General features: G+C 58.5%; 19 protein-coding genes. 3 read left to right on the top strand and 16 right to left on the bottom strand.

Going from position 1 to position 21,813, the window contains the following annotated elements; genetic code table 11:
• Positions 1-75: 75 nt before the first annotated feature.
• The 12 genes from nuoL to lrhA all read right to left on the bottom strand — a co-directional run bounded on the left by nuoL (position 76) and on the right by lrhA (position 13,706).
• The gene (nuoL, locus tag ACRAWE_RS02445; RefSeq protein ID WP_019453716.1) at positions 76-1,923 is read right to left on the bottom strand and encodes an NADH-quinone oxidoreductase subunit L; all 1,848 of its coding nucleotides are present in this window, start codon (positions 1,921-1,923) and stop codon (positions 76-78) included.
• On the bottom strand, positions 1,920-2,222 hold the full coding sequence (nuoK, locus tag ACRAWE_RS02440; RefSeq protein ID WP_004936014.1) for an NADH-quinone oxidoreductase subunit NuoK: 303 nt from the start codon (positions 2,220-2,222) through the stop codon (positions 1,920-1,922). Before nuoK ends, nuoL begins: the two co-directional genes overlap by 4 nt.
• On the bottom strand, positions 2,219-2,776 hold the full coding sequence (gene nuoJ / locus ACRAWE_RS02435; RefSeq protein WP_019453717.1) for an NADH-quinone oxidoreductase subunit J: 558 nt from the start codon (positions 2,774-2,776) through the stop codon (positions 2,219-2,221). The genes nuoK and nuoJ overlap by 4 nt, the downstream gene beginning before the upstream one ends.
• Positions 2,777-2,789: 13 nt before the next feature.
• On the bottom strand, positions 2,790-3,332 hold the full coding sequence (gene nuoI, locus ACRAWE_RS02430; protein WP_025160170.1) for an NADH-quinone oxidoreductase subunit NuoI: 543 nt from the start codon (positions 3,330-3,332) through the stop codon (positions 2,790-2,792).
• Positions 3,333-3,346: 14 nt separating this feature from the next.
• Positions 3,347-4,324: an NADH-quinone oxidoreductase subunit NuoH gene (nuoH, locus tag ACRAWE_RS02425; RefSeq protein WP_004936022.1), complete on the bottom strand. Its 978-nt coding sequence runs from the start codon at positions 4,322-4,324 to the stop codon at positions 3,347-3,349.
• Complete coding sequence (gene nuoG, locus ACRAWE_RS02420) at positions 4,321-7,059, bottom strand: NADH-quinone oxidoreductase subunit NuoG (protein ID WP_025921001.1); 2,739 nt, start codon at positions 7,057-7,059, stop codon at positions 4,321-4,323. The genes nuoH and nuoG overlap by 4 nt, the downstream gene beginning before the upstream one ends.
• Positions 7,060-7,135: 76 nt before the next feature.
• Entirely contained in the window at positions 7,136-8,482 is a 1,347-nt protein-coding gene (gene nuoF / locus ACRAWE_RS02415; RefSeq protein WP_004936030.1) for an NADH-quinone oxidoreductase subunit NuoF, read from the bottom strand.
• Positions 8,479-9,030 (bottom strand): NADH-quinone oxidoreductase subunit NuoE, encoded by a 552-nt coding sequence (gene nuoE, locus ACRAWE_RS02410; protein WP_004936034.1) that lies wholly within the window; start codon positions 9,028-9,030, stop codon positions 8,479-8,481. Before nuoE ends, nuoF begins: the two co-directional genes overlap by 4 nt.
• A gap of 2 nt (positions 9,031-9,032) precedes the next feature.
• Complete coding sequence (gene nuoC / locus ACRAWE_RS02405) at positions 9,033-10,829, bottom strand: NADH-quinone oxidoreductase subunit C/D (RefSeq protein WP_004936036.1); 1,797 nt, start codon at positions 10,827-10,829, stop codon at positions 9,033-9,035.
• A gap of 96 nt (positions 10,830-10,925) precedes the next feature.
• Positions 10,926-11,600 carry a NuoB/complex I 20 kDa subunit family protein gene (locus ACRAWE_RS02400; protein ID WP_004936039.1) on the bottom strand — a complete coding sequence of 225 codons (675 nt, stop codon included), beginning with the start codon at positions 11,598-11,600 and terminating at the stop codon, positions 10,926-10,928.
• Between the two features lie 15 nt (positions 11,601-11,615).
• Positions 11,616-12,053: an NADH-quinone oxidoreductase subunit NuoA gene (nuoA, locus tag ACRAWE_RS02395; RefSeq protein WP_004936040.1), complete on the bottom strand. Its 438-nt coding sequence runs from the start codon at positions 12,051-12,053 to the stop codon at positions 11,616-11,618.
• 708 nt (positions 12,054-12,761) lie between these two features.
• Entirely contained in the window at positions 12,762-13,706 is a 945-nt protein-coding gene (gene lrhA / locus ACRAWE_RS02390) for a transcriptional regulator LrhA (RefSeq protein ID WP_025160168.1), read from the bottom strand.
• Positions 13,707-14,562: 856 nt separating this feature from the next.
• On the opposite strand from lrhA, the gene ACRAWE_RS02385 reads away from it, so the two are divergent.
• Positions 14,563-15,777: a pyridoxal phosphate-dependent aminotransferase gene (locus tag ACRAWE_RS02385; protein ID WP_019453720.1), complete on the top strand. Its 1,215-nt coding sequence runs from the start codon at positions 14,563-14,565 to the stop codon at positions 15,775-15,777.
• 107 nt (positions 15,778-15,884) lie between these two features.
• Positions 15,885-16,484, top strand: coding sequence for a 5'-deoxynucleotidase (gene yfbR, locus ACRAWE_RS02380; protein WP_015378582.1), 600 nt, complete (start codon positions 15,885-15,887; stop codon positions 16,482-16,484).
• 27 nt (positions 16,485-16,511) lie between these two features.
• Here the strand turns inward: yfbR and ACRAWE_RS02375 are convergent, their stop codons facing one another.
• From ACRAWE_RS02375 to yfbV, 4 genes are all read right to left on the bottom strand, one after another.
• Entirely contained in the window at positions 16,512-18,362 is a 1,851-nt protein-coding gene (locus ACRAWE_RS02375) for an SLC13 family permease (RefSeq protein WP_071532826.1), read from the bottom strand.
• Positions 18,363-18,441: 79 nt separating this feature from the next.
• Positions 18,442-19,098, bottom strand: coding sequence for a sugar phosphatase (locus ACRAWE_RS02370; protein ID WP_063919782.1), 657 nt, complete (start codon positions 19,096-19,098; stop codon positions 18,442-18,444).
• 17 nt (positions 19,099-19,115) lie between these two features.
• Positions 19,116-19,610: a YfbU family protein gene (locus ACRAWE_RS02365; protein ID WP_197668076.1), complete on the bottom strand. Its 495-nt coding sequence runs from the start codon at positions 19,608-19,610 to the stop codon at positions 19,116-19,118.
• A 143-nt stretch (positions 19,611-19,753) separates the two neighbouring features.
• Positions 19,754-20,209, bottom strand: coding sequence for a terminus macrodomain insulation protein YfbV (yfbV, locus tag ACRAWE_RS02360; protein ID WP_004936061.1), 456 nt, complete (start codon positions 20,207-20,209; stop codon positions 19,754-19,756).
• 358 nt (positions 20,210-20,567) lie between these two features.
• Between yfbV and ackA the strand changes: the two genes are divergently transcribed.
• Positions 20,568-21,770 (top strand): acetate kinase, encoded by a 1,203-nt coding sequence (gene ackA, locus ACRAWE_RS02355; RefSeq protein WP_004936063.1) that lies wholly within the window; start codon positions 20,568-20,570, stop codon positions 21,768-21,770.
• Positions 21,771-21,813: the final 43 nt, after the last annotated feature.

The following is a 21,813-nucleotide window of genomic DNA, read 5'->3' as shown; positions in this document are numbered from 1 at the left end:
CGAATAATTTCAAACTTTGTACGTAGCGCCTGCCCGGCGCTACGCCCGAAAAATGCGTCTGTTTAAATTATTCAATTAAACCAAAATCAACAGAGCCAATACGACCACTGCACCCACACCCATAGACGCTATATACCAACGCACCTGGCCGTTCTCGCTCACCGTCAGACCGCGGTTCCCCCAACGGGAGAAGACGGCCGGCAGGTTCATCAGCGAGTTCAGCGGATCGCGCTGCAGCAGCTTCGCAATGCCCAGGTACGGCTTGACGAACACTTTGTCATACAGCCAGTCGAAGCCCCAGGCATGGAACCACCAGGTCGAGAAGAAACGACCCGGCGCGCTGTTGGCGATGCTGTTGACCAGGCTGCGTTTGCCCAGCCACAGCGCGGCCGCCAGCAGAATGCCGACGATAGCCACCACGCCGGAGGTGATTTCCAGCGTCAGCACGCTGCCGTGCGCCAGTTCGGTCGTATCCGGCAGCACGCCCTGCAACGGCGGCACGATCATCGCGCCGACGAAGGTGGACAGCACCAGCAGAACCAACAGCGGCAGGTGGTGAGTGATGCCTTTACCGGCATGCGCTTTGATTTTCTCTTCGCCATGGAACACGATGAAAATCATACGGAAGGTGTACAGCGAAGTCATGAACGCACCGACCAGGCCGGCAACCATCAGGTTGATGTGGCCGTTGGCCATCGCGCCCGCCAGGATCTCGTCCTTACTGAAGAAGCCGGCCGTGACCAGCGGCAACGCAGACAGCGCCGCGCCACCCACCAGGAAGCAGACGTACACCAGCGGGATGCTCTTGCGCAGGCCGCCCATCTTGAAGATGTTTTGCTCGTGGTGGCAGGCCAGGATCACCGAACCGGACGACAGGAACAGCAGCGCCTTGAAGAACGCGTGGGTCATCAGGTGGAAGATCGCCGCGTCCCATGCCTGCACGCCCAGCGCCAGGAACATGTAACCGATTTGGCTCATGGTGGAGTAAGCGAGCACGCGCTTGATGTCGGTCTGCACCAGCGCGGCGAAGCCGGCCAGCAGCAGAGTGACCGCACCGACGATGCCCACCAGGTGCAGCACTTCCGGCGCCATCAGGAACAGGCCGTGCGTGCGGGCAATCAGGTAGACGCCCGCGGTCACCATGGTCGCCGCGTGGATCAGTGCGGAAACCGGGGTTGGGCCCGCCATCGCGTCCGCCAGCCAGGTTTGCAACGGCAGCTGCGCCGATTTACCGACCGCGCCGCCCAGCAGCATCAGCGTCGCCCAGGTGATGGCGGTATCGCCCACCGCCAGTTTCTGCGGCGCCAGGATCATCAGCTCGCGGATGTTCAGCGTGCCCAGCTCGTTGTAGAGGATGAACAGCGCGAACGCCAGGAACACGTCGCCCACGCGGGTGACGATGAAGGCTTTCATCGCCGCCGCGCCGTTGGCCGGATCTTTATAGTAGAAACCGATCAACAGGTAGCTGCACAGGCCCACACCTTCCCAACCCAGATACATCAGCAACAGGTTGTCCGCCAGCACCAGGACCACCATGCTGGCGATAAACAGGTTGGTGTAGGCGAAGAAGCGCGAATAGCCCTCTTCACCGCGCATGTACCAGGAAGCGAACATGTGGATGAAGAAGCCGACGCCGGTAACCACCGACAGCATGGTCAGCGACAGGCCGTCCAGCACCAGGGTCACGCCGATATTGAAGTTGCCGACGGCCATCCAGGTCCACAGGCTTTGTTCGAACAGCTGCACGCCGGCGGCTTTTTGGGCGAAGAAATCCATCGCCACATACACCGTGACCAGCGCAGCCAGGCCGATAGAGCCCACGCCGACGGTGGCCGCCGTGTTCTCAGACCAACGACCGCGGGAAAATGCCAACAGCAGGAACCCGATCAGCGGTAGCAGAATTGTTAAATATAATAGGTTCATCCGCGCATCTCACTGACAGTATCAATATTCAGGGTATGACGACGACGGTAGAGCTGCAGCAGCAGCGCCAGGCCGATACTGGCCTCGGCTGCCGCCAGGCTGATCGCCAGGATGTACATCACCTGCCCGTCCGCCTGGCCCCAGTAGCTTCCCGCCACGATAAACGCCAACGCCGCAGCGTTGATCATCACTTCCAGGCTGATCAGCATAAACAGCAGGTTGCGGCGCACCAGCAGCCCGGTCAGCCCGAGCACGAACAGGATAGCCGCCAGGATCAGGCCGTGTTGAAGAGGGATCATGCTTGCTCCTCCGATTTTCTTCTCGCCATTTCGCCACTCGCCGGCGCGTTGCTCAGCACCTCGCCAGGCTTGTGTTCACGGCCGATATGGAAGGCGACAACCAGACCCGCCAACAGCAGCATTGAAGCCAGCTCAACCGCCAATACGTAAGGACCGAACAGGCTGATGCCCACCGCCTTCGCGTCGACCATCTCACCGCTGATACCCTGATCGGATACGCTGCGAATAGCGACAATCAGCACCACCAGCAACGCCAGCGACAACAGGCCAGGCCCGATCCACACCGTCGGCTTCATCCAGTCGCGCTCTTGCTGCTGCACGTTGCCGAGGTTCAGCATCATCACCACGAATACGAACAGCACCATGATGGCGCCCGCATAAACGATGATTTCCAACGCGGCGGCAAAGTAGGCGCCGAGCGAGAAGAAGACTGCCGAGATCGCCAATAACGAGACGATCAGATACAGCAGCGCATGCACAGGGTTGGTATGGGTGATCACGCGAATCGTCGCGGCCACCGCAATCAAACCTGCCAGGTAAAATGCAATTTCCATGCTTGCTGGCTCCTTAGGGCAACAGACCTTTGACGTCGATCGGTTTGGCTTCGTTTTCGGCTTCGCCTTTGGCTTTGCCGTCAATCGCCATACCGGCCATCCGGTAGAAGTTATATTCCGGATATTTACCCGGCCCCGAGATCAACAGATCTTCTTTTTCGTACACCAGATCCTGACGCTTGTACTCACCCAATTCGAAATCCGGCGTCAGCTGGATAGCGGTGGTCGGGCAAGCCTCTTCGCACAGGCCGCAGAAGATGCAGCGCGAGAAGTTGATGCGGAAGAACTCCGGATACCAACGGCCGTCTTTCTGTTCTGCTTTTTGCAGCGAGATACAGCCGACCGGGCAGGCAACCGCACACAGGTTACAGGCAACGCAGCGCTCTTCGCCGTCCGGATCGCGCGTCAGCACGATGCGGCCGCGGTAGCGTGGCGGCAGGTAAACCGGTTCTTCCGGATACATCTGGGTTTCGCGCTTGGCGAAGGCATGCATGCCAATCATCCAAATGCTGCGCACCTGGGTGCCGAAACCAACCACTAACTCTTTCAATGTCATGGTTTATTCACCCCTTATTGAGCGTTGTACAAAATGACCGCGGCGGTCGCCAGCAGGTTCAGCAGCGTCAGCGGCAGACATACTTTCCAGCCGAAGGACATCACCTGGTCATAACGCGGACGCGGCAGCGCGGCGCGGATCAAGATGAACATCATCATGAAGAAGGCCGTTTTCAACGCGAACCAGATGAATGGCGGCAGGAACGGACCCTGCCAACCGCCGAAGAACAACGTCACAATCAGGGCGGACACCGTAACGATACCGATGTATTCCCCCACGAAGAACAGACCGAACTTCATGCCGGAATATTCGATGTGGTAACCGTCGGCCAGTTCCTGCTCGGCTTCCGGCTGGTCAAACGGGTGACGGTGACACACCGCCACGCCGGCGATCGCGAAGGTCACGAAGCCGAAGAACTGCGGAATGACGTTCCAGACGTGCGCCTGGGATTCAACGATGGCCTGCATGTTGAACGAATCCGCCTGCATTACCACGCCCATCAGCGACAGGCCGATAAATACTTCGTAGCTCAGGGTTTGCGCGGAGGCGCGCATCGCGCCCAACAGCGAGTATTTGTTGTTGCTCGACCATCCGGCGAACAGCACGGCGTACACCGCCAGGCCGGCCATCATCAGGAAGAACAGAATACCGATGTTGAGATCGGACACCGCCCAGGTCGGGCTGACCGGAACGATGGCAAATGCCAGCAACAGGGAAGTAAAGGCGATCATCGGCGCCAGGGTGAAGATCACCCGGTCGGAGAATCTCGGCACCCAGTCTTCCTTGAAGAACATTTTGATCATGTCGGCGACCAGCTGCAGCGAGCCGCCCCAGCCTACGCGGTTCGGTCCGTAGCGGTTCTGGAACAGGCCGAGCAGACGGCGTTCGCCGAAGCTCATGAATGCCCCGCACGCCACGACCACCAACAGGATCACGACCGCTTTAAGAATGGCGATCAGAATGTCGATCACCTCAGGGGTAAACCAGCTCATCGTGCCGCCTCCCGCAGATTGTCTACCTTAGCACCCACCAAGATCGGCGGGATCCCTGGCAAGCCGAGCGGCAAACCAACCTGGCCCTGGGTCAGGGTTTCACTCAGACGCACCGGCAGACGCAGAGTCTGGCCCGCGCAGCTGAACTCCACCAGGCTGCCCGCGTTGACGCCAAGCGTCGCCGCATCGGCCGGGTTGACCATCACGTAGGCTTCCGGCATGCGCTGCTGGATCACGTGAGAGCGCTGCGACATTTCGTCGCTGCCGAACAGGTGGTAGTAAGGCGCGACACGCCAGCCGTCGACTGGATTGAACGCGGCAGGCACGCGGTCGAAGTAACCGAGGCTGCCCTCCCCCGCTTCGATCAGGCGCACGCCCGGATCGCCGTGGCGCAGTTTGCCGCCCACTTCGGCCTGGAATTTGTTCCATGCCTGCGGTGAGTTCCAGCCTGGCGCCCAGGCGAACGGGATCTGCTGACGATCGGCCAGCGGGCTGTTGTTCCCTTCCATCGAGAAGGCGAACATGGTGTCTTTATCCTGCGGCTGACGCGGCTCGTGCACGCTGATGTTGGCGCGCATGGCGGTACGGCCGCTGGAACGGTGCGGCGAACGCGCCAGCTTCTGACCGCGAATGCGGAAAGTCGCGTCTGGCGCGGCGTCGACGATGCCCTGCAGCTGCGGCAACGCGGCGACGCAAGCGGCGATCACGTCATCGAGCTGAGTCCAGTCCACGTGGCGGCTGGTGTAGGTGGAGTGCAGCGAGTGCATCCAGCGCCAGCTTTCCAGCATCACGGTGAACTGATTCTTCTTGGCGTCGTCGTAGTAAGCCGGATCGTATACCTGGAAGAAGCGCTGCGCGCGGCCTTCCTGGTTGATCAGCGTGCCGTCGCTCTCGGCGAAGCTGGCCGAAGAGAGGATCAGGTTGGCTTTGTCCATGATCGCGGTGCGCTGATGGTCGGCGACGATCAGGTTATTGACCTTGGCCAACGCTGCGTCCACCTGCGCCGCCGGCGCATGGCGATAGAGATCGTTTTCCATCACGATGGCGGTGTCGGCTGCGCCGCTCGCCAGCTGTTCCAGCGCCTGATCGAGCGAACCGCCGCCGATCATCGCCAGGCCCATGCTGTTGGCTGCGCCCGCCACGAAGGTGATGCCGACATCTGAACCGCGGCCCTTCAACGCTTTGGCGATGTTGGCCGCCGCTTCGATGATGGCTTCGCTGCCGGCGTTGCTGCCGGTCACGATCAGCGGTTTGCGTGCGCCGGTCAGCGCCTGCACGATGATATCGACTTTCTTGTTCAGGCCTTCAGCCAGATCGTTCACCGCCGGCGCGGCGTTATCCAGCGCGTGAGCGATGGCGAAGCCGAAGCGCGCCTGCTCGTCTACCGGCGCGCGGTAGTTCCAGGCGGCGATGTCATCCAGACGGGTGTTATCGACGTTGGTGGTGAACAACGGATACTTGGCGTGTTGGCCGATATTCTGCACCGCCGCGATCTGCCAGTCGGCCACGCGTTGCGCCGCTGCCATCGCTCGGGCTTTACCCTTGACGGCCTGACGCACGGACAGCGCGATACGCGCGCCGGTTTGCGTCAGGTCTTCGCCCAACACCAGCACCGCGTCGTAATCTTCGATCTCACGCAGCGCCGGCGTATGAACGCCGCCGTTCTTCAGCACGTTCAGCATCAGCGCCAGACGTGATTGCTCCGCCTGAGCGATACCGGTGTAGTAGTTCTCTGCGCCAACCAGCTCGCGCAGTGCGAAGTTGCTTTCCAGGCTGGCGCGCGGGGAGCCGATGCCGATGGTTTTCTTCGCCTGGCGCAGGATGTCCGCCGCACCCTGCATCGCCTGCTCGGCGTTCAGGGTGATCCAGTCGTCGCCGCGCAGCTGCTGCGGTTGACGCGGACGATCTTTCTGGTTGACGTAGCCGTAGCCGAAACGGCCGCGGTCGCACAGGAAGTAGTGGTTCACGCTGCCGTTGTAACGGTTTTCGATACGACGCAGCTCGCCATAGCGCTCGCCCGGGCTGGTGTTACAGCCGATGCTGCACTGCTGGCAAATGCTCGGCGCGAACTGCATGTCCCATTTACGGTTGTAGCGCTCGGAGTGCGTTTTGTCGGTGAATACGCCGGTCGGGCACACTTCCACCAGGTTGCCGGAGAACTCGCTTTCCAGCGTGCCGCTTTCCGGGCGACCGAAGTAGACGTTGTCGTGTGCGCCGTACACGCCGAAGTCGGTGCCGTCCGCATAGTCTTTGTAGTAACGCACGCAGCGGTAGCAGGCGATGCAGCGGTTCATCTCGTGCGAGATAAACGGCCCCAGCTCCTGGTTGTTGTGGGTGCGCTTGGTGAAGCGGTAGCGACGGAAGCTGTGGCCGGTCATTACCGTCATATCCTGCAGGTGACAGTTACCGCCTTCTTCACACACCGGGCAATCGTGCGGGTGGTTGGTCATCAACCACTCGACCACGCTTTCACGGAACTGCTTCGCTTCGCCGTCATCGATAGAGATGAAGGTGCCATCGGATGCCGGGGTCATACAGGACATCACCAAACGGCCGCGCGTATCTTCCGCGTTTTGGTATTGCTTTACCGCACATTGGCGGCAAGCGCCGACGCTTCCCAGCGCCGGATGCCAGCAAAAGTAAGGAATATCGAGGCCAAGGGAGAGACAAGCCTGCAGCAGGTTGTCCGCTCCGTCTACCTCATACTCTTTGCCGTCTACATGAATCGTAGCCATAGTCAGCATGCTTCCAAGTGGCCTGCCTTGCGGCAGGCGTTAATCAAAAATTCTGGCCGTGTTCGGGCGAGTCGGCTTACCAGCGCTGCTTCAGCAGGTTGTTCGGCTGAATGCCGCCAATCGCATGAGCGTTGCCGAAGTGCTGCACGGCGATACCCGCCTCGAACTCTTCACGGAAATATTTAATCGCGCTTTGCAGTGGCTCTACGGCACCTGGCGCGTGGGCGCAGAAGGTTTTGCCCGGGCCGAGGGAACGGCACAGCTGTTCGAGGGTTTCGATATCCCCCGGCTGCCCTTCGCCGTTTTCCAACGCACGCAGGATCTTCACGCTCCACGGCAGGCCGTCGCGGCATGGCGTACACCAGCCGCAGGACTCGCGGGCGAAGAACTCTTCCAGGTTGCGCACCAGCGGCACCATGCCGATTTCGTGGTCTACCGCCATCGCCAGCGCGGTGCCGAGACGGCTGCCGGCTTTGCCGATTGCGCCGTATTCCATCGGCAGATCGAGGTGATCGGCGGTCAGGAAGTCGGTGCCCGCACCGCCCGGCTGCCAGGCTTTGAAGCGCAGACCGTCGCGCATGCCGCCGGCGTAGTCTTCCAGGATTTCACGCGCTGTGGTGCCGAACGGCAGCTCCCAGACGCCCGGATTTTTCACCCGACCGGAGAAACCCATCAGCTTGGTGCCTTTGTCTTCACTGCCGGAGATGCCGGTGTACCACTCCACGCCGTTCGCCAGAATGGCCGGCACGTTGCACAGCGTTTCGACGTTGTTGACGCAGGTCGGCTTGCCCCATACGCCGGCGCTGGCCGGGAATGGCGGCTTGGAGCGCGGGTTGGCGCGGCGGCCTTCCAGCGAGTTGATCAGCGCGGTTTCTTCACCGCAGATGTAACGGCCGGCGCCGGTGTGCACGATCAGCTCGAAATCAAACCCGGTGCCGAGAATGTTCTTGCCCAGATAGCCGGCTTCGGTGGCTTCCGCGATGGCGCGACGCAAGTGTGCCGCCGCTTCGATGTACTCACCGCGCAGGAAGATGTACCCACGGTAGGCTTTCAGCGCGAACGCGGAGATCAGCATGCCTTCCACCAGCAGGTGCGGCAGCTGCTCCATCAGCAGGCGGTCTTTATAGGTGCCCGGCTCCATCTCATCGGCGTTACACAGCAGGTAACGGATGTTCATGGATTCGTCCTTCGGCATCAGGCTCCACTTCAAACCGGTGGAGAAGCCCGCGCCGCCGCGGCCCTTCAGCCCGGAATCTTTTACCAGGCTGACGATCTCGTCGGGCGCCAGGCCCTTCAGGGCCTTTTCCGCACCGGCATAGCCGTTTTTGCTGCGGTATTCGTCCAGCCACAGCGGCTGCTTGTCATCGCGCAGACGCCAGGTCAGCGGATGCGTTTCGGGAGTGCGTACAATGTGCTTGGTCATTGATACTGCTCCAGTAGCGTCTCGATATCTTCAGGCTTCAGCTGACTGTGAGTGTCCTCATCAATCATCATGGTCGGCCCTTTATCGCAGTTGCCCAGACAGCAGGTCGGCAACAGCGTGAAGCGGCCATCAAAGGTGGTTTGACCCGGTTTGATGTTCAGCTTCTTCTCGATAGCGGCCTGAATGCCCTGGTAACCGGTGATGTGACAAACAACGCTGTCACAATAACGGATCACGTGACGTCCTACTGGCTGACGGAAAATCTGGCTGTAGAACGTGGCCACGCCTTCTACGTCGCTGGCGGGGATGCCCAGCACTTCCGCGATGGCGTAAATCGCACCGTCCGGAACCCAGCCGCGCTGCTTCTGCACAATTTTCAGTGCTTCGATGGAAGCGGCGCGCGGATCCTCGTAATGGTGCTTTTCGTGCTCGATCGCATCACGTTCTTCCGCGCTCAGTACAAATGCATCAACGCCGCTCTGAGGAGCGGCTGCGTTGATGGGCTCGAGCGCATCATTGACTGCGTGATTGTCTTTTTGATCATGCATAGTTAGCGGTCCACATCTGACATTACAAAATCGATACTACCCAGATAGACGATCAGGTCGGAAACCAGGCTGCCTCGGATGACCGATGGGATCTGCTGCAGGTGCGCAAAGCTTGGCGTACGTACCCGGGTGCGGTAGCTCATGGTGCTGCCGTCGCTGGTCAGGTAGTAGCTGTTGATCCCTTTGGTGGCTTCAATCATCTGGAATGATTCGTTGGCTGGCATCACCGGGCCCCAGGAAACCTGCAGGAAGTGGGTGATCAGCGTTTCAATGTGCTGCAGCGTGCGCTCTTTCGGCGGCGGCGTGGTCAGCGGGTGATCGGCCTTGAACGGGCCTTCCGGCATGTTGTTCAGGCACTGTTCGAGGATGCGCAGGCTCTGGCGCAGCTCTTCCACCTTCAGCATCACGCGGGTGTAGCAGTCGCTGGTGCCGTCGCCGACCGGCACTTCGAAGTCGAAGTTCTCGTAGCCGGAATACGGACGCCATTTACGCACGTCGAACTCGACGCCGGTCGCGCGCAGACCGGCACCGGTCACGCCCCACTCCAGCGCTTCTTTGGCGTTATAGGACGCCACGCCGATGGAACGGCCTTTCAGGATGCTGTTCTTCAGCGCCGCTTTCACGTAAGAATCCAGACGCTTCGGCATCCAGTCGAGGAATTCGCGCAGCAGGCGATCCCAACCGCGCGGCAGATCGTGCGCGACGCCGCCGATGCGGAACCAGGCCGGGTGCATGCGGAAACCGGTAATCGCTTCCACCAGATCGTAGATCTTCTGACGGTCGGTAAAGGCGAAGAACACCGGGGTCATCGCGCCGACGTCCTGAATGAAGGTGGAGATGTACAGCAGGTGGCTGTTGATGCGGAACAGTTCGGACAGCATCACGCGAATGGTGTCTACGCGCTCCGGCACCTTGATGCCGGCCAGCTTTTCAACCGCCAGCACGTAAGGCATTTCGTTCACGCAGCCGCCGAGGTACTCGATGCGGTCGGTGTACGGAATGTAGCTGTGCCAGGATTGACGCTCGCCCATCTTCTCGGCGCCGCGGTGGTGATAGCCGATATCCGGCACGCAGTCGACGATCTCTTCGCCGTCCAGCTGCAGAATGATGCGGAACGCACCGTGCGCGGACGGGTGGTTCGGGCCGAGGTTGAGGAACATGAAGTCTTCGTTCTCGGTGCCGCGCTTCATGCCCCAGTCTTCCGGCTTGAAGGTCAGCGCTTCCATCTCCAGATCTTCTTTCTGTTTGGTCAACACGAAAGGATCGAATTCGGTGGCGCGCGCCGGGTAGTCCTTACGCAGCGGGTGCCCTTCCCAGGTCTGCGGCATCATGATGCGCGACAGGTGCGGGTGGCCGTCGAAGGTGATGCCGAACATTTCCCAGGTCTCGCGCTCATACCAGTTGGCGTTCGGGAACACCTTGGTCGCCGTCGGCACGTGCAGGTCTTTTTCAGACAGCGCTACCTTCAGCATGATGTCGCGGTTGCGTTCGATGGAAATCAGATGGTAGAAAACGGAGAAATCCGCAGCGGGCAGGCCGTCGCGGTGGGTGCGAAGACGTTCGTCTACGCCATGCAGATCGAACAGCATGACATACGGCTTCGGCTGTTTTCTCAGGAACGTCATTACTTCCAGTAACTGGTCAGGTTTAACCCATACCACGGGCATGCCGGTGCGGGTGGCCTGAACAGTAAAGGCTTCCGGCCCAAAACGGTTGCGCAGTTCGCCGATCACCGGGTCGTCAAGGTGATCTCGGGTCTGCCAGGCAGGCAAGGCGTCGTGCGTCGTCAAATCTGTCATAATTTTTTTTCACCACACTAAAGGGTTATTCGCCGCAAGTTTCACTTTTCGCTGTGTTAACCAATAGCGCACTAAGATGGACGTTAAATGAACGTCTTAAATCTCGTCAGGCGTCCGGAGGTTGGTCACCGCGATGCGCTCGCCGTGTTTACGCTCTCTTTCAGACTGCATATTGGCGCGGTAAACGCCCTGATCGCCGACAACCCACGACAGCGGGCGACGTTCTTTGCCGATGGATTCCTGCAGCAGCATCAGCGCTTGCATGTAGGCTTCCGGACGCGGCGGGCAGCCGGGAATGTACACGTCGACCGGCAGGAACTTGTCCACACCCTGCACCACGGAATAGATGTCGTACATGCCGCCGGAGTTGGCGCAGGCGCCCATCGAAATCACCCACTTCGGTTCCAGCATCTGCTCGTACAGGCGCTGGATGACCGGAGCCATCTTGGTGAAGCAGGTGCCGGCCACCACCATCAGGTCAGCCTGACGCGGGGAGGCGCGCAACACTTCCGCACCGAAACGCGCCACGTCGTGAACGGCGGTAAACGACGTCACCATCTCCACGTAACAGCACGAAAGGCCGAAGTTATACGGCCAAATAGAGTTTTTACGCCCCCAGTTCACCATGTCATGCAGCGCATGTTCGAGTTTACCCATGTAAACCGTGCGGTGGACCTGTTGTTCCAGGGGATCGGCGACGATCTCCTGTTTTTGCAGGGGATAACGGTCGTTCTCACCGTTCGGGTCTATGCGGGTGAGCGTATAGTCCATCTTAATGCCTCGCTGTTACTGCGGATGACTGTTGGTGTTAGTGATCGTGCTCGGTTTGCTGCGGCGTTGGGAACGCGCCGGAGTCCAATCCAACGCGCCGATGCGCACCAGATAAACCAGACCGGCCAATAGCACCAAAATGAAAATGGCGGCTTCGATAAAGCCTACCCAGCCGCTCTCGCGAATCGAGACCGACCAGGCATACAGGTATAAGGCTTCAACGTCGAAAATAACGAAGAACATGGCCACCAGGTAAAACTTGGCGGACAGACGCATGCGCGCCGTGCCGACGGAGTCGATACCTGATTCAAACGGGGTGTGTTTGGCGCGCGCCCGGGCTCTCCCGCCCAAGAAGAACGCACCCAGCAGCATTAAGCCGCAGAGCCCGATAGCCACAACGAGAAATACGGCGAGCGCCCAGTGATGAGCGATAACTTCAGTGGTTGTTGACATACTCTATGCTTACTCATCAAAAGTGGCGTCGATCGCACTGCTCTTGTCACCGGCAGTTAGTGCGCCACATCGATTTAAGGGAAGGATAAATAACCACACAAACAAACTGCTTTTACAGCGAGTTAGGCAGCGTTTTTCTGTGGGCTTTTTACTCCTTTCTATAACCTTTTGTCAACTTTGACAAAAGTATCTACACACTAGTTTACATACGTATCATTTGATTAACATTTGATGCGCCAGGGACAGGCTAAATCGTGTCAGTTAATTTTTGTGTAGAAACAGATAGATATAAACCAACATGCACATTTCAGTTTTACTATACCATTGTCTCAGGAATTCCCTGTTCTTCCACTCACTACCTAGGGGTATTTTTTTGATCCAGGACACGTTTTCAGCATAAATCCTCAAAAAAAGTGTGGGCCTTTAACAATTTTCCTCAAATTAAGCCGCAAAAACGGCCGCTATAAGCTAACAAAATAACCTTACCATTACCATGCCTTTAACCCATTCAATCTTATTGCTCAAAAAACAAACTCACCGTCTTAAACCCGGCCAAACTCTGTTTTCATTGACGCTTAAAATGCAACAAAATAGCCATCTCATAACAAAATTGCACTTAACCGCCTATAACAGTCACTTTCATCAAAATTAAGGCAAAAAAAACCTCCGCCGAAGCAGAGGTTTTTCATCCGATTTCACGCCGCAGCGTTACTCTTCTTCGTCCACCAGGCTGGCGTCATCCTGATCGCCCTGGAGACCGGTTTCCGTTCCGTTGAAACCATAGCTGTCGTTGCCGCCCTGCATCGCGCTGAAGATGGCCATCGCCAGCTCGCTGCTGCACTGCGCATTTTTGCACAGCGCATACTGGGTATCCGGCAACGGCGGCAAACCTTCCGCCGCGCCCAGCACCCGCAGGTCGGGGCTCATCATCTCGATAGGCCGCGCGGTGACGCCCAGACCGGCCTTGCAGGCCGCCCGCACTGCGGACAGCGTAGAGGCGACGTAGGCGATGCGCCACGGAATACCGGCTTCGTCCAACTGTTTGATCGCCAGCGCGCGGAACGGGCTTGGCTCGTCCATCACCACCAACGGGATCGGCTCGCCGGCCTGGTAGTGGTAATCAGCGGCGCAGTACCACAGCGTCGGCGACGTGCGCAGCACAATGTGCGGATGCCCTTCGGGATCGGCCGTGGTCACTGCCAGATCGATCTGCCCTTCTTCCAGCAGATCGACCATCGTCGTGCTGCGCTTCACGCGCACGTCAATAGCCAGCTTGGGATAGATGGCGGTCACGCGGTTCAACAGGAAAGGCAGAATGGTATCGGCGGTGTCGTCGGAAGCGCCGATGGTCAGAACACCTTTAATATTGTTGTACATCAGAGAGGTACAGGCTTCATCGTTAAAGCGCAGGATCTTCCTGGCATAACCGAGAAGCTGAATACCGTGCTCAGTCAGGAGTTTGTTACGCCCATGGCGGGCAAACAGTTCTTTGCCGACCAGTTGCTCTAATCGCTGCATTTGCTGGCTGACGGCTGATTGAGTACGGCAAACGGCGACGGCCGCCGCCGCGAAGGTATTCAAATCAGCAACAGCAACAAAAGTTCTTAGCAGATCGAGGTCGAGATTAAGTATCGGACGATTTGCAGTTGTCATAGTGTATTCTTCACTTTTTTAAATTCTAATTTACGAACTACTACCCTGGTGTGTTTCTCAGACGCCGTTGAAAAAGGGCGGCGCCTGTTATGACAGTACCCCACTCATAAGTGGAGGGCAAAAAAATTACTTATGTTTCGTTACCTCTATCGCTTTTTAAAATGCAACCTATCGATAATGCTTATAGGACGCAGGGAGTTAAATACCGATGGAAAGGGCTTATTCCCACCGAACCTAAGATTTTACTCATTCATACTGCCTGATTTCCACTCCATTCGTGCTACTGAGAACCCTTATCAACGGGGGCTTAGACAGCATTTCAGAGCAAAAAAGATAAATAATTAACAGCGCCGGCTTCGTACCCCTACTCAATGAATTTAATAAATTCAATCAGTAAGATTTCTACTTTAAATAATAATCTCATACCCACATTAACAATGCTTAAGACAAAATATAAAGTAAAGCTAATGTAAATATGCCTTTTTCTTAGTGTGGTGCGCCATCCGACAACCGGCTATCAGACAAGTCCGGTATTATCGTTCCTTTACAGTTTATTGACACCCATCCTTCCTTCCCGCTTATCAGTTCTCTGCCGCCGGCCGCGCTCGCCGGCGCATCGCGTTTCCCGGCTCACATTTTTTCAGAACAAAACCCTACTAAAATTATAGTTCATGACATTATGAACCACAAAATAACTTTACCTTTACTTATCATAACTAAAATCCCCCGTTACGACATGCGTTTGCACCAAAGGCGTGCAAAACCCTTCAAAAGCAACTACGCCAGGAGTACATTGGGCGGGTTGCGGCGTTCCACGGTAGGAGCGCCCCTATCCCAGCAAAAGGCTCAACTTTTTATGTCCCCCATTGAGAAATCCAGCAAACTGGACAACGTCTGCTATGACATTCGCGGCCCGGTGCTTAAAGAAGCTAAACGTCTTGAAGAAGAAGGCAACAAAGTCCTGAAACTGAACATCGGCAACCCCGCCCCGTTCGGCTTCGACGCCCCGGACGAAATCCTGGTCGACGTGATCCGCAATCTGCCCACGGCGCAAGGTTACTCCGATTCCAAAGGCCTCTTCTCGGCGCGTAAAGCGATCATGCAGCACTATCAGGCGCGCAACATGCGTGACGTGACCGTTGAGGATATCTACATTGGCAACGGCGTCTCGGAGCTGATCGTCCAATCCATGCAGGCGCTGCTCAACAGCGGCGACGAAATGCTGGTGCCGGCGCCGGACTACCCGCTGTGGACCGCCGCGGTCTCGCTGTCCGGCGGCAAGGCCGTGCACTACCTGTGCGATGAGCAGGCCGGCTGGTTCCCGGATCTGGACGACATCATCAGCAAGATCACTCCGCGCACCCGCGGCATCGTGATCATCAACCCGAACAACCCGACCGGTGCGGTTTACAGCAAAGCGCTGCTGGAGCAGATCGTCGAGATCGCCCGTCAACACAACCTGATCATCTTCGCCGACGAGATCTACGACAAGATCCTGTATGACGAAGCCGAGCACCACTCGATCGCCGCACTGGCGCCGGATCTGCTGACAGTGACCTTCAACGGCCTGTCGAAGACCTACCGCGTGGCCGGCTTCCGCCAGGGCTGGATGGTGCTGAACGGGCCGAAAAAGCACGCCAAAGGCTATATCGAAGGGCTGGAGATGCTGGCTTCGATGCGCCTGTGCGCCAACGTGCCGATGCAGCACGCGATTCAGACCGCGCTGGGCGGTTATCAGAGCATCAGCGAATTCATTCAGCCCGGCGGGCGTCTGTATGAGCAGCGCAACCGCACCTGGGAACTGCTCAACGATATCCCGGGCGTCTCTTGCGTGAAACCGCAGGGCGCGCTGTACATGTTCCCGCGCATCGACGCCAAGCGCTTCAACATCCATGACGACCAGAAGCTGGTGCTGGATCTGTTGCTGCAGGAAAAAGTGCTGCTGGTGCAGGGTTCCGCATTCAACTGGCCTTACCCGGATCACGTGCGCATCGTCACCCTGCCGCGCGTAGACGAGCTGGAAATGGCGGTCGGCAAGCTGGGCCGCTTCCTGGAAGGCTACCACCAGTAATCGCCTGGGGCGCAGCGGCTTGCTGCGCCCTTCCCTCACAGGCCGGTTGCAAAATTCGCCGTCACTGCTTCACAATGGGGCCCTCACTTGCCGTTAAAGAGAGCACCATGAGCCAGAGCCATTTCTTCGCCCATCTGTCCCGCCTGAAACTGATCAACCGCTGGCCGCTGATGCGCAACGTGCGTACCGAGAACGTCTCCGAACACAGCCTGCAGGTGGCTTTTGTCGCCCACGCGTTGGCGGTGATCAAGAACCGCAAATTCAACGGCAACCTCAACGCTGACCGCGTTGCGCTGCTGGCGATGTACCACGACGCCAGCGAAGTGATCACCGGCGACATGCCGACGCCGATCAAGTACTACAACCCGCAGATCGCCCACGAGTACAAGAAGATCGAAAAGATCGCCCAACAAAAGCTGCTGGACATGATCCCGGCGGAGCTGCGCAACGACTTCCGCACCATTCTCGATGAGCATTACTACAGCGAAGATGAAAAGCAGGTGGTGAAGCAGGCGGACGCACTGTGCGCTTACCTGAAATGCCTGGAGGAGCTGTCCGCCGGCAACAACGAATTCACTCTGGCCAAGGCGCGGCTGGATAAAACGCTGGAGCAGCGCCGCAGCCCGGAAATGGACTACTTCATGGAGGTGTTCATTCCCAGCTTCAGCCTGTCGCTGGACGAAATCAGCCTCGACAGCTCGCTGTAACCCGCCGGCGCAGCCTTCGCTGCGCCGTTAAAATCCGTAAAGCCACGGCACCACCAACACGCTGACCGCCATCACCAACAGAGTGAACGGCACGCCAAGACGCACGAAATCGCCGAACTTGTAATTACCCGGCCCCAGCACCAGCGTGTTGACTGGCGAAGAGACCGGCGTCATAAAGGCAGCGGACGCGGCGATGGCGATAATCATCGCGAACGGGTACGGCGAGACGCCCATTTCGCGCGCGGCGGCGATGGCGATCGGTGCCATCAGCACCGCCGTCGCGGTATTGGAAATAAACAGGCCGATGGTGGCGCACAGCACGAACAGGCACAACAGCATCACGCGCGGCCCCGCGCCGCCCGCGACGTCCATCAGCCCGCGGACGATCAGATCGACCCCGCCGGTCTTTTGCAGCGCCTGCGCGAACGGCATCATGCCGACGATCAAAATGATGCTCGGCCAGTGGATCGATTTATAGGCGCTCTCCATGTCGATGCAACGGAACTTGCCCATCAGCAGGCAGGCGATCAGCGCCGCGATCGGGTTGGGGATTTCGTCGGTCAGCATCATCGCCACCATCAACGCCAGACAAAACAGCGCGTGCGGCGCCTGGGTGATGGCCGGTGCCACTTCATCCACTTCGGCCGGCAGATTGAGCACGATAAAGTCGTGGGTTTTGGCCTGCAGCTGACGAATGGCCTTCCAGTCGCCGATCACCAGCAAAATGTCGCCCAACTCCAGCGGTTCGTCCACCAGCTTGCCGCTCAGCGTCTCGCCGTGGCGCCGGATGCCCACCACGTTCAGATCATAGCGGCTGCGGAACGCCGCTTCGCGCAGGCTTTTGCCCAGCAGCGCCGAGTCCGGGATCAGCGAGACCTCCGCCATGCCGACGTTGCGCGACTGTTCAGAGAAATAATCACCACGCAGCACCATTGGCTCCAGCTGCTGCTCGCCGCAGAATTCACGCAGATCGACCTGGCTGTCCGACATGTCGATCAGCAGGACATCGCCCTCGCGCAGTTCGGTGCTGCCGGAAGCGCTGACCATCACTCGCCGGAAGCGTTTCCAACGCTCGATGCCCACCACGTTGGCGCCATAGCGCGCGCGCAGGTGCAGCTCATCCAGAGAACGCCCGATCAGCGGCGAAGCGCTACGGACAGCCAGCCGCCGCGCGCGGCCGGTCAGTTTGTAATCGCGGATCAGATCGCGGAAGGTGCGCCGCCGCCAGTCGTCGCCGGCTTTGCCCGTTTCACCGCTGCCCAGCCAACGGCGGGCGATCAGCATGTAGCCGACGCCCAGCGCCAGCACCGCCAGGCCGATGGGCGTCACGCTGAAGAAGCCGAAACCATGAATGCCTTCGCGCACCAGTTCGCTGTTGACCACCATGTTGGGCGGCGTGGCCACCAGCGTCATCATACCGCTGATTAGCCCGGCGAAGCTGAGCGGCATCATCAGCCGCCCCGGTGCGATCTTCATTCTCGCCGTCACGCTGAGCACCACCGGGATAAAGATCGCCACCACGCCGGTCGAGCTCATGAACGCTCCCAGCCCGGCGACCGTCACCATCAGCAGCATCAACATTTTGGTTTCGCTGCTGCCGGCCACTTTCACCAGCCAGTCGCCGACCTGATAGGCCACACCGGTGCGCACCAGCCCTTCGCCGATCACGAACAGCGCGGCGATCAAAATCACGTTGGGATCGCTGAAACCGACCGTCGCCTCCTGCAGGCTGAGCGTGCCACTCAACACGAAAGCGATGATCACCAACAGCGCCACCACGTCCATGCGCAGCTTGTTGGTGGTAAACAGCACAATGGCAATCAGCAGTAAACTCAGCACCCACAGTAATTCGCTGTTCAAAACGGCCTCATCCGGCAAATGTCCAAGGGGTTAAAAAATAGCATAAAAAAACCCCGCCGAGGCGGGGTCTAATCAATTAGGGTGAAGATAATGCCGCTCAGGCCAGCCGGCGAACGATCGCCCCGTGCGCCGTTTTCTCGACGGCAATCTGTTCCAGCGACCCCAGCCGCAGGTCGACCTGATCCAGCTTCGGCGCATCCGCCGGCGCGTTGACCGCGATCACCTGGCAGCCCGCAGCCAGACCGGAAAGAATGCCGGCCGGTGCGTCTTCGACCACCACGCACTCGTGCGGCGCCAGGCCCAGACGCTCGGCGCCCAGCAGATAGGCGTCGGGCTGCGGTTTACCGTGTTTAACCTGCTCGGCGGTAATGAACACCGCCGGCTGCGGCAAGCCACCGGCCTGGCGACGGGCGCCCGCCACCGGCACCGAACCGGAGGTGACGATCGCCCAGGGAATGTCGAGCGCGTTCAGGCGATCCAGCAATGCAATGGCGCCAGGCAGTGCGCGAACGCCGTCGGTATCCTGCGCTTCCCTCTGCTCCAGCAGTTGGAACTCGCGCTGAATTTCCGCTTCGCTTTCGCCCGGCATAAAGTGGCGCAGAGAAGTAATGGCCTGTTTACCGTGAATGAAGTCCAGCACGGCTTGCGGGTTGACGCCGCGGCGCTCGGCCCAGTGCGTCCAGGCGCGCTCTACCGCCGGCAGCGAATCCACCAGGGTGCCATCAAGATCGAACAGAAAACCCTTACACTCCACAGAAAACCTCTTTTTAATCAAGCATTGATGATTTGCGCTATCTCAACGGCGCTCAAGTGATACTGGCGCGGGCAGGCCAGCCAGATCGCCAGCATACGCTGGTATTTCTCCCACATTTTGGTCTGGGCGTTGAAACCGTGGCTGCCGGAATCGAAGTGAGTATAACGCCCCTCGGTGCTGACCAGGAAACGCACGTAGCTCAGGTAGCGCGCCTCGGTGGCGGCATCGAAACCGAGAAACGCCAGGCGGCGTTCGTCCAGATCCTGCTTCTCTTTCAGGTTGCTCCAGGAAACCTGCAGCGCATGATGCATCTCCATCACGTTGATGATGGTGCGACACACCTCTTCGCTCAGTTCGCCGAAGTCGCGATCCAGCTCGCGCATTTGCAAACCGAAGCCGCGTTCGACGATGGTTTGCAACCGGCGATAACGATCGCTGTTGTCCGGATCGAGCAGGGTCATCATCTTGTACTGATTCGACAGGATCAGCCGCTGGGCGTTGGTCATTTCCATCAGGATTTCCTCATTTCTGTGTGATGGCGGGAGCATCGCACAGCGCAAGAACGCAGGAAATCACAACTCGACCGTTCTTTGATTTAAACCGGGGTTATTGGCGCTTAGACGAAAAAGGCCGCATCAACGCGGCCTTTTTTCAGTTACAGATCGTCAAGGAAGGTTTTGTCCAGCTGCTTGAACGCGCGCTTGAGCAGATCGGCCAACGTCTGATAAGTCGGCGTCCCTTCGAGCGGCGCCACCGCCTGCCCCGCTTCCGTCAGCTTGTTGCGCACCTCGTGGAACCATTGCAGCAGCGTCGGCGGCAGCGGCGTGACCGAACGGCGCCCCAGCCACCACAGCCCCTGCATCGGCAGGCTGCAGGCGAACAGCGCGGTGGCGATCGCCGGGCCGAGCTGGCCGCCGAGCGCGATCTGCCAGGTCAGCGTGAAAATCGCCAACGGCGGCATGAAGCGGATGGCGAAACGGGTAGCACGCGCAACGCGGTTCTCCGGAAAGACCGGTGCCAGACGTTTGTCTGACGGCCAGGTTTTCATATAATGCTGCCCGCGCTGGAAGACCTGAAACCAGCTTACGGAACCGGACGGTTTGCTCGTCATTGCGTACCTCAACGTCACGTAAAGAAACTCACAGCGTGCTGCCAGAGACAATACTAAAAAATTTGAAGCTTTAAATTTATTTTGTGTTTGCACCGGGCTATCGGTATCCTAAGCCGGCCTTGTGGCCGGTAGAAGATGACGTAAATTTTGTCAACTTTTAGCCCTATAAAAATCAAGATTATTTAAACCGCAGAGAAATCATCGGTTTTTCCATCATCCTGTGATTTGTGCACTTCACATGATGTTAATCATAAATGTCATCGGCACTATGCGCTACGCTTGTTGTCTGATTGACGATTAATTCACCACGTGTGTTCGATTTTCTTTTAACAACACGACTATTTAAGTAGGTACTTCCATGTCGAGTAAGCTAGTACTGGTTCTTAACTGCGGCAGTTCTTCTCTGAAATTCGCCATCATCGATGCCGTTAACGGCGACGAATTCCTCTCCGGTTTGGCCGAGTGTTTCCACCTGCCTGAAGCTCGCATCAAGTGGAAAATGGACGGCGCCAAACACGAAGCTGCCCTGGGGGCCGGCGCTGCACACAGCGAAGCGCTGAACTTCATTGTTAATACTATTCTGGCACAAAAACCAGAGCTTTCCGCGCAGTTGACCGCTATCGGCCACCGCATCGTGCACGGCGGCGAGAAGTTCACCGCCTCCGCCGTGATCAACGACGAAGTTCTGCAGGGTATCAAAGATTCCGTACCGTTTGCACCACTGCACAACCCGGCTCACCTGATCGGCATCGCGGAAGCGCTGAAATCCTTCCCTCACCTGGCTGACAAGAACGTTGCCGTGTTCGACACCGCGTTCCACCAGACCATGCCGGAAGAATCCTACCTGTACGCCCTGCCGTACAGCCTGTACCGCGACCACGGCGTTCGCCGCTACGGCGCGCACGGCACCAGCCACTTCTACGTGACTCAAGAAGCCGCGAAGATGCTGAACAAGCCGGTGGAAGAAGTGAACGTGATCACCTGCCACCTGGGCAACGGCGGTTCCGTTACCGCAGTGCGCAACGGCCAGTGCGTTGACACCTCCATGGGTCTGACCCCGCTGGAAGGCCTGGTGATGGGCACCCGCAGCGGCGACATCGATCCGGCTATCATCTTCCACCTGCACGATTCTCTGGGCATGAGCGTTGACCAGATCAACAAAATGCTGACCAAAGAATCCGGCCTGCTGGGCCTGACCGAAGTCACCAGCGACTGCCGTTACGTTGAAGACAACTACGACAGCAAAGCCGACGCCAAACGCGCAATGGACGTGTTCTGCCACCGTCTGGCCAAATACGTCGGTGCCTACAGCGCGCTGATGGAAGGCCGTCTGGACGCGGTGATCTTCACCGGCGGCATCGGCGAGAACGCCGGCATGGTGCGCGAGCTGACCCTGAACAAACTGGGCCTGCTGGGCTTCGAAATCGACCACGACCGCAACATGGCCGCTCGCTTCGGCAAATCCGGCGCCATCACCAAAGACGGCAGCCGCCTGGCGCTGGTGATCCCGACCAACGAAGAGTTGGTCATCGCGCAGGACGCATCCCGCCTGACCGCGTAATGCTCTCAAAACACCGTCAGCCCAGGCTGACGGTGTTGTTTTA

The organism is Serratia sp. BFP-2025 (assembly GCF_050880365.1).
In the GTDB taxonomy this organism is placed as follows: domain Bacteria; phylum Pseudomonadota; class Gammaproteobacteria; order Enterobacterales; family Enterobacteriaceae; genus Serratia; species Serratia surfactantfaciens.
This window is presented reverse-complemented; position numbering and strand designations above follow the sequence as displayed.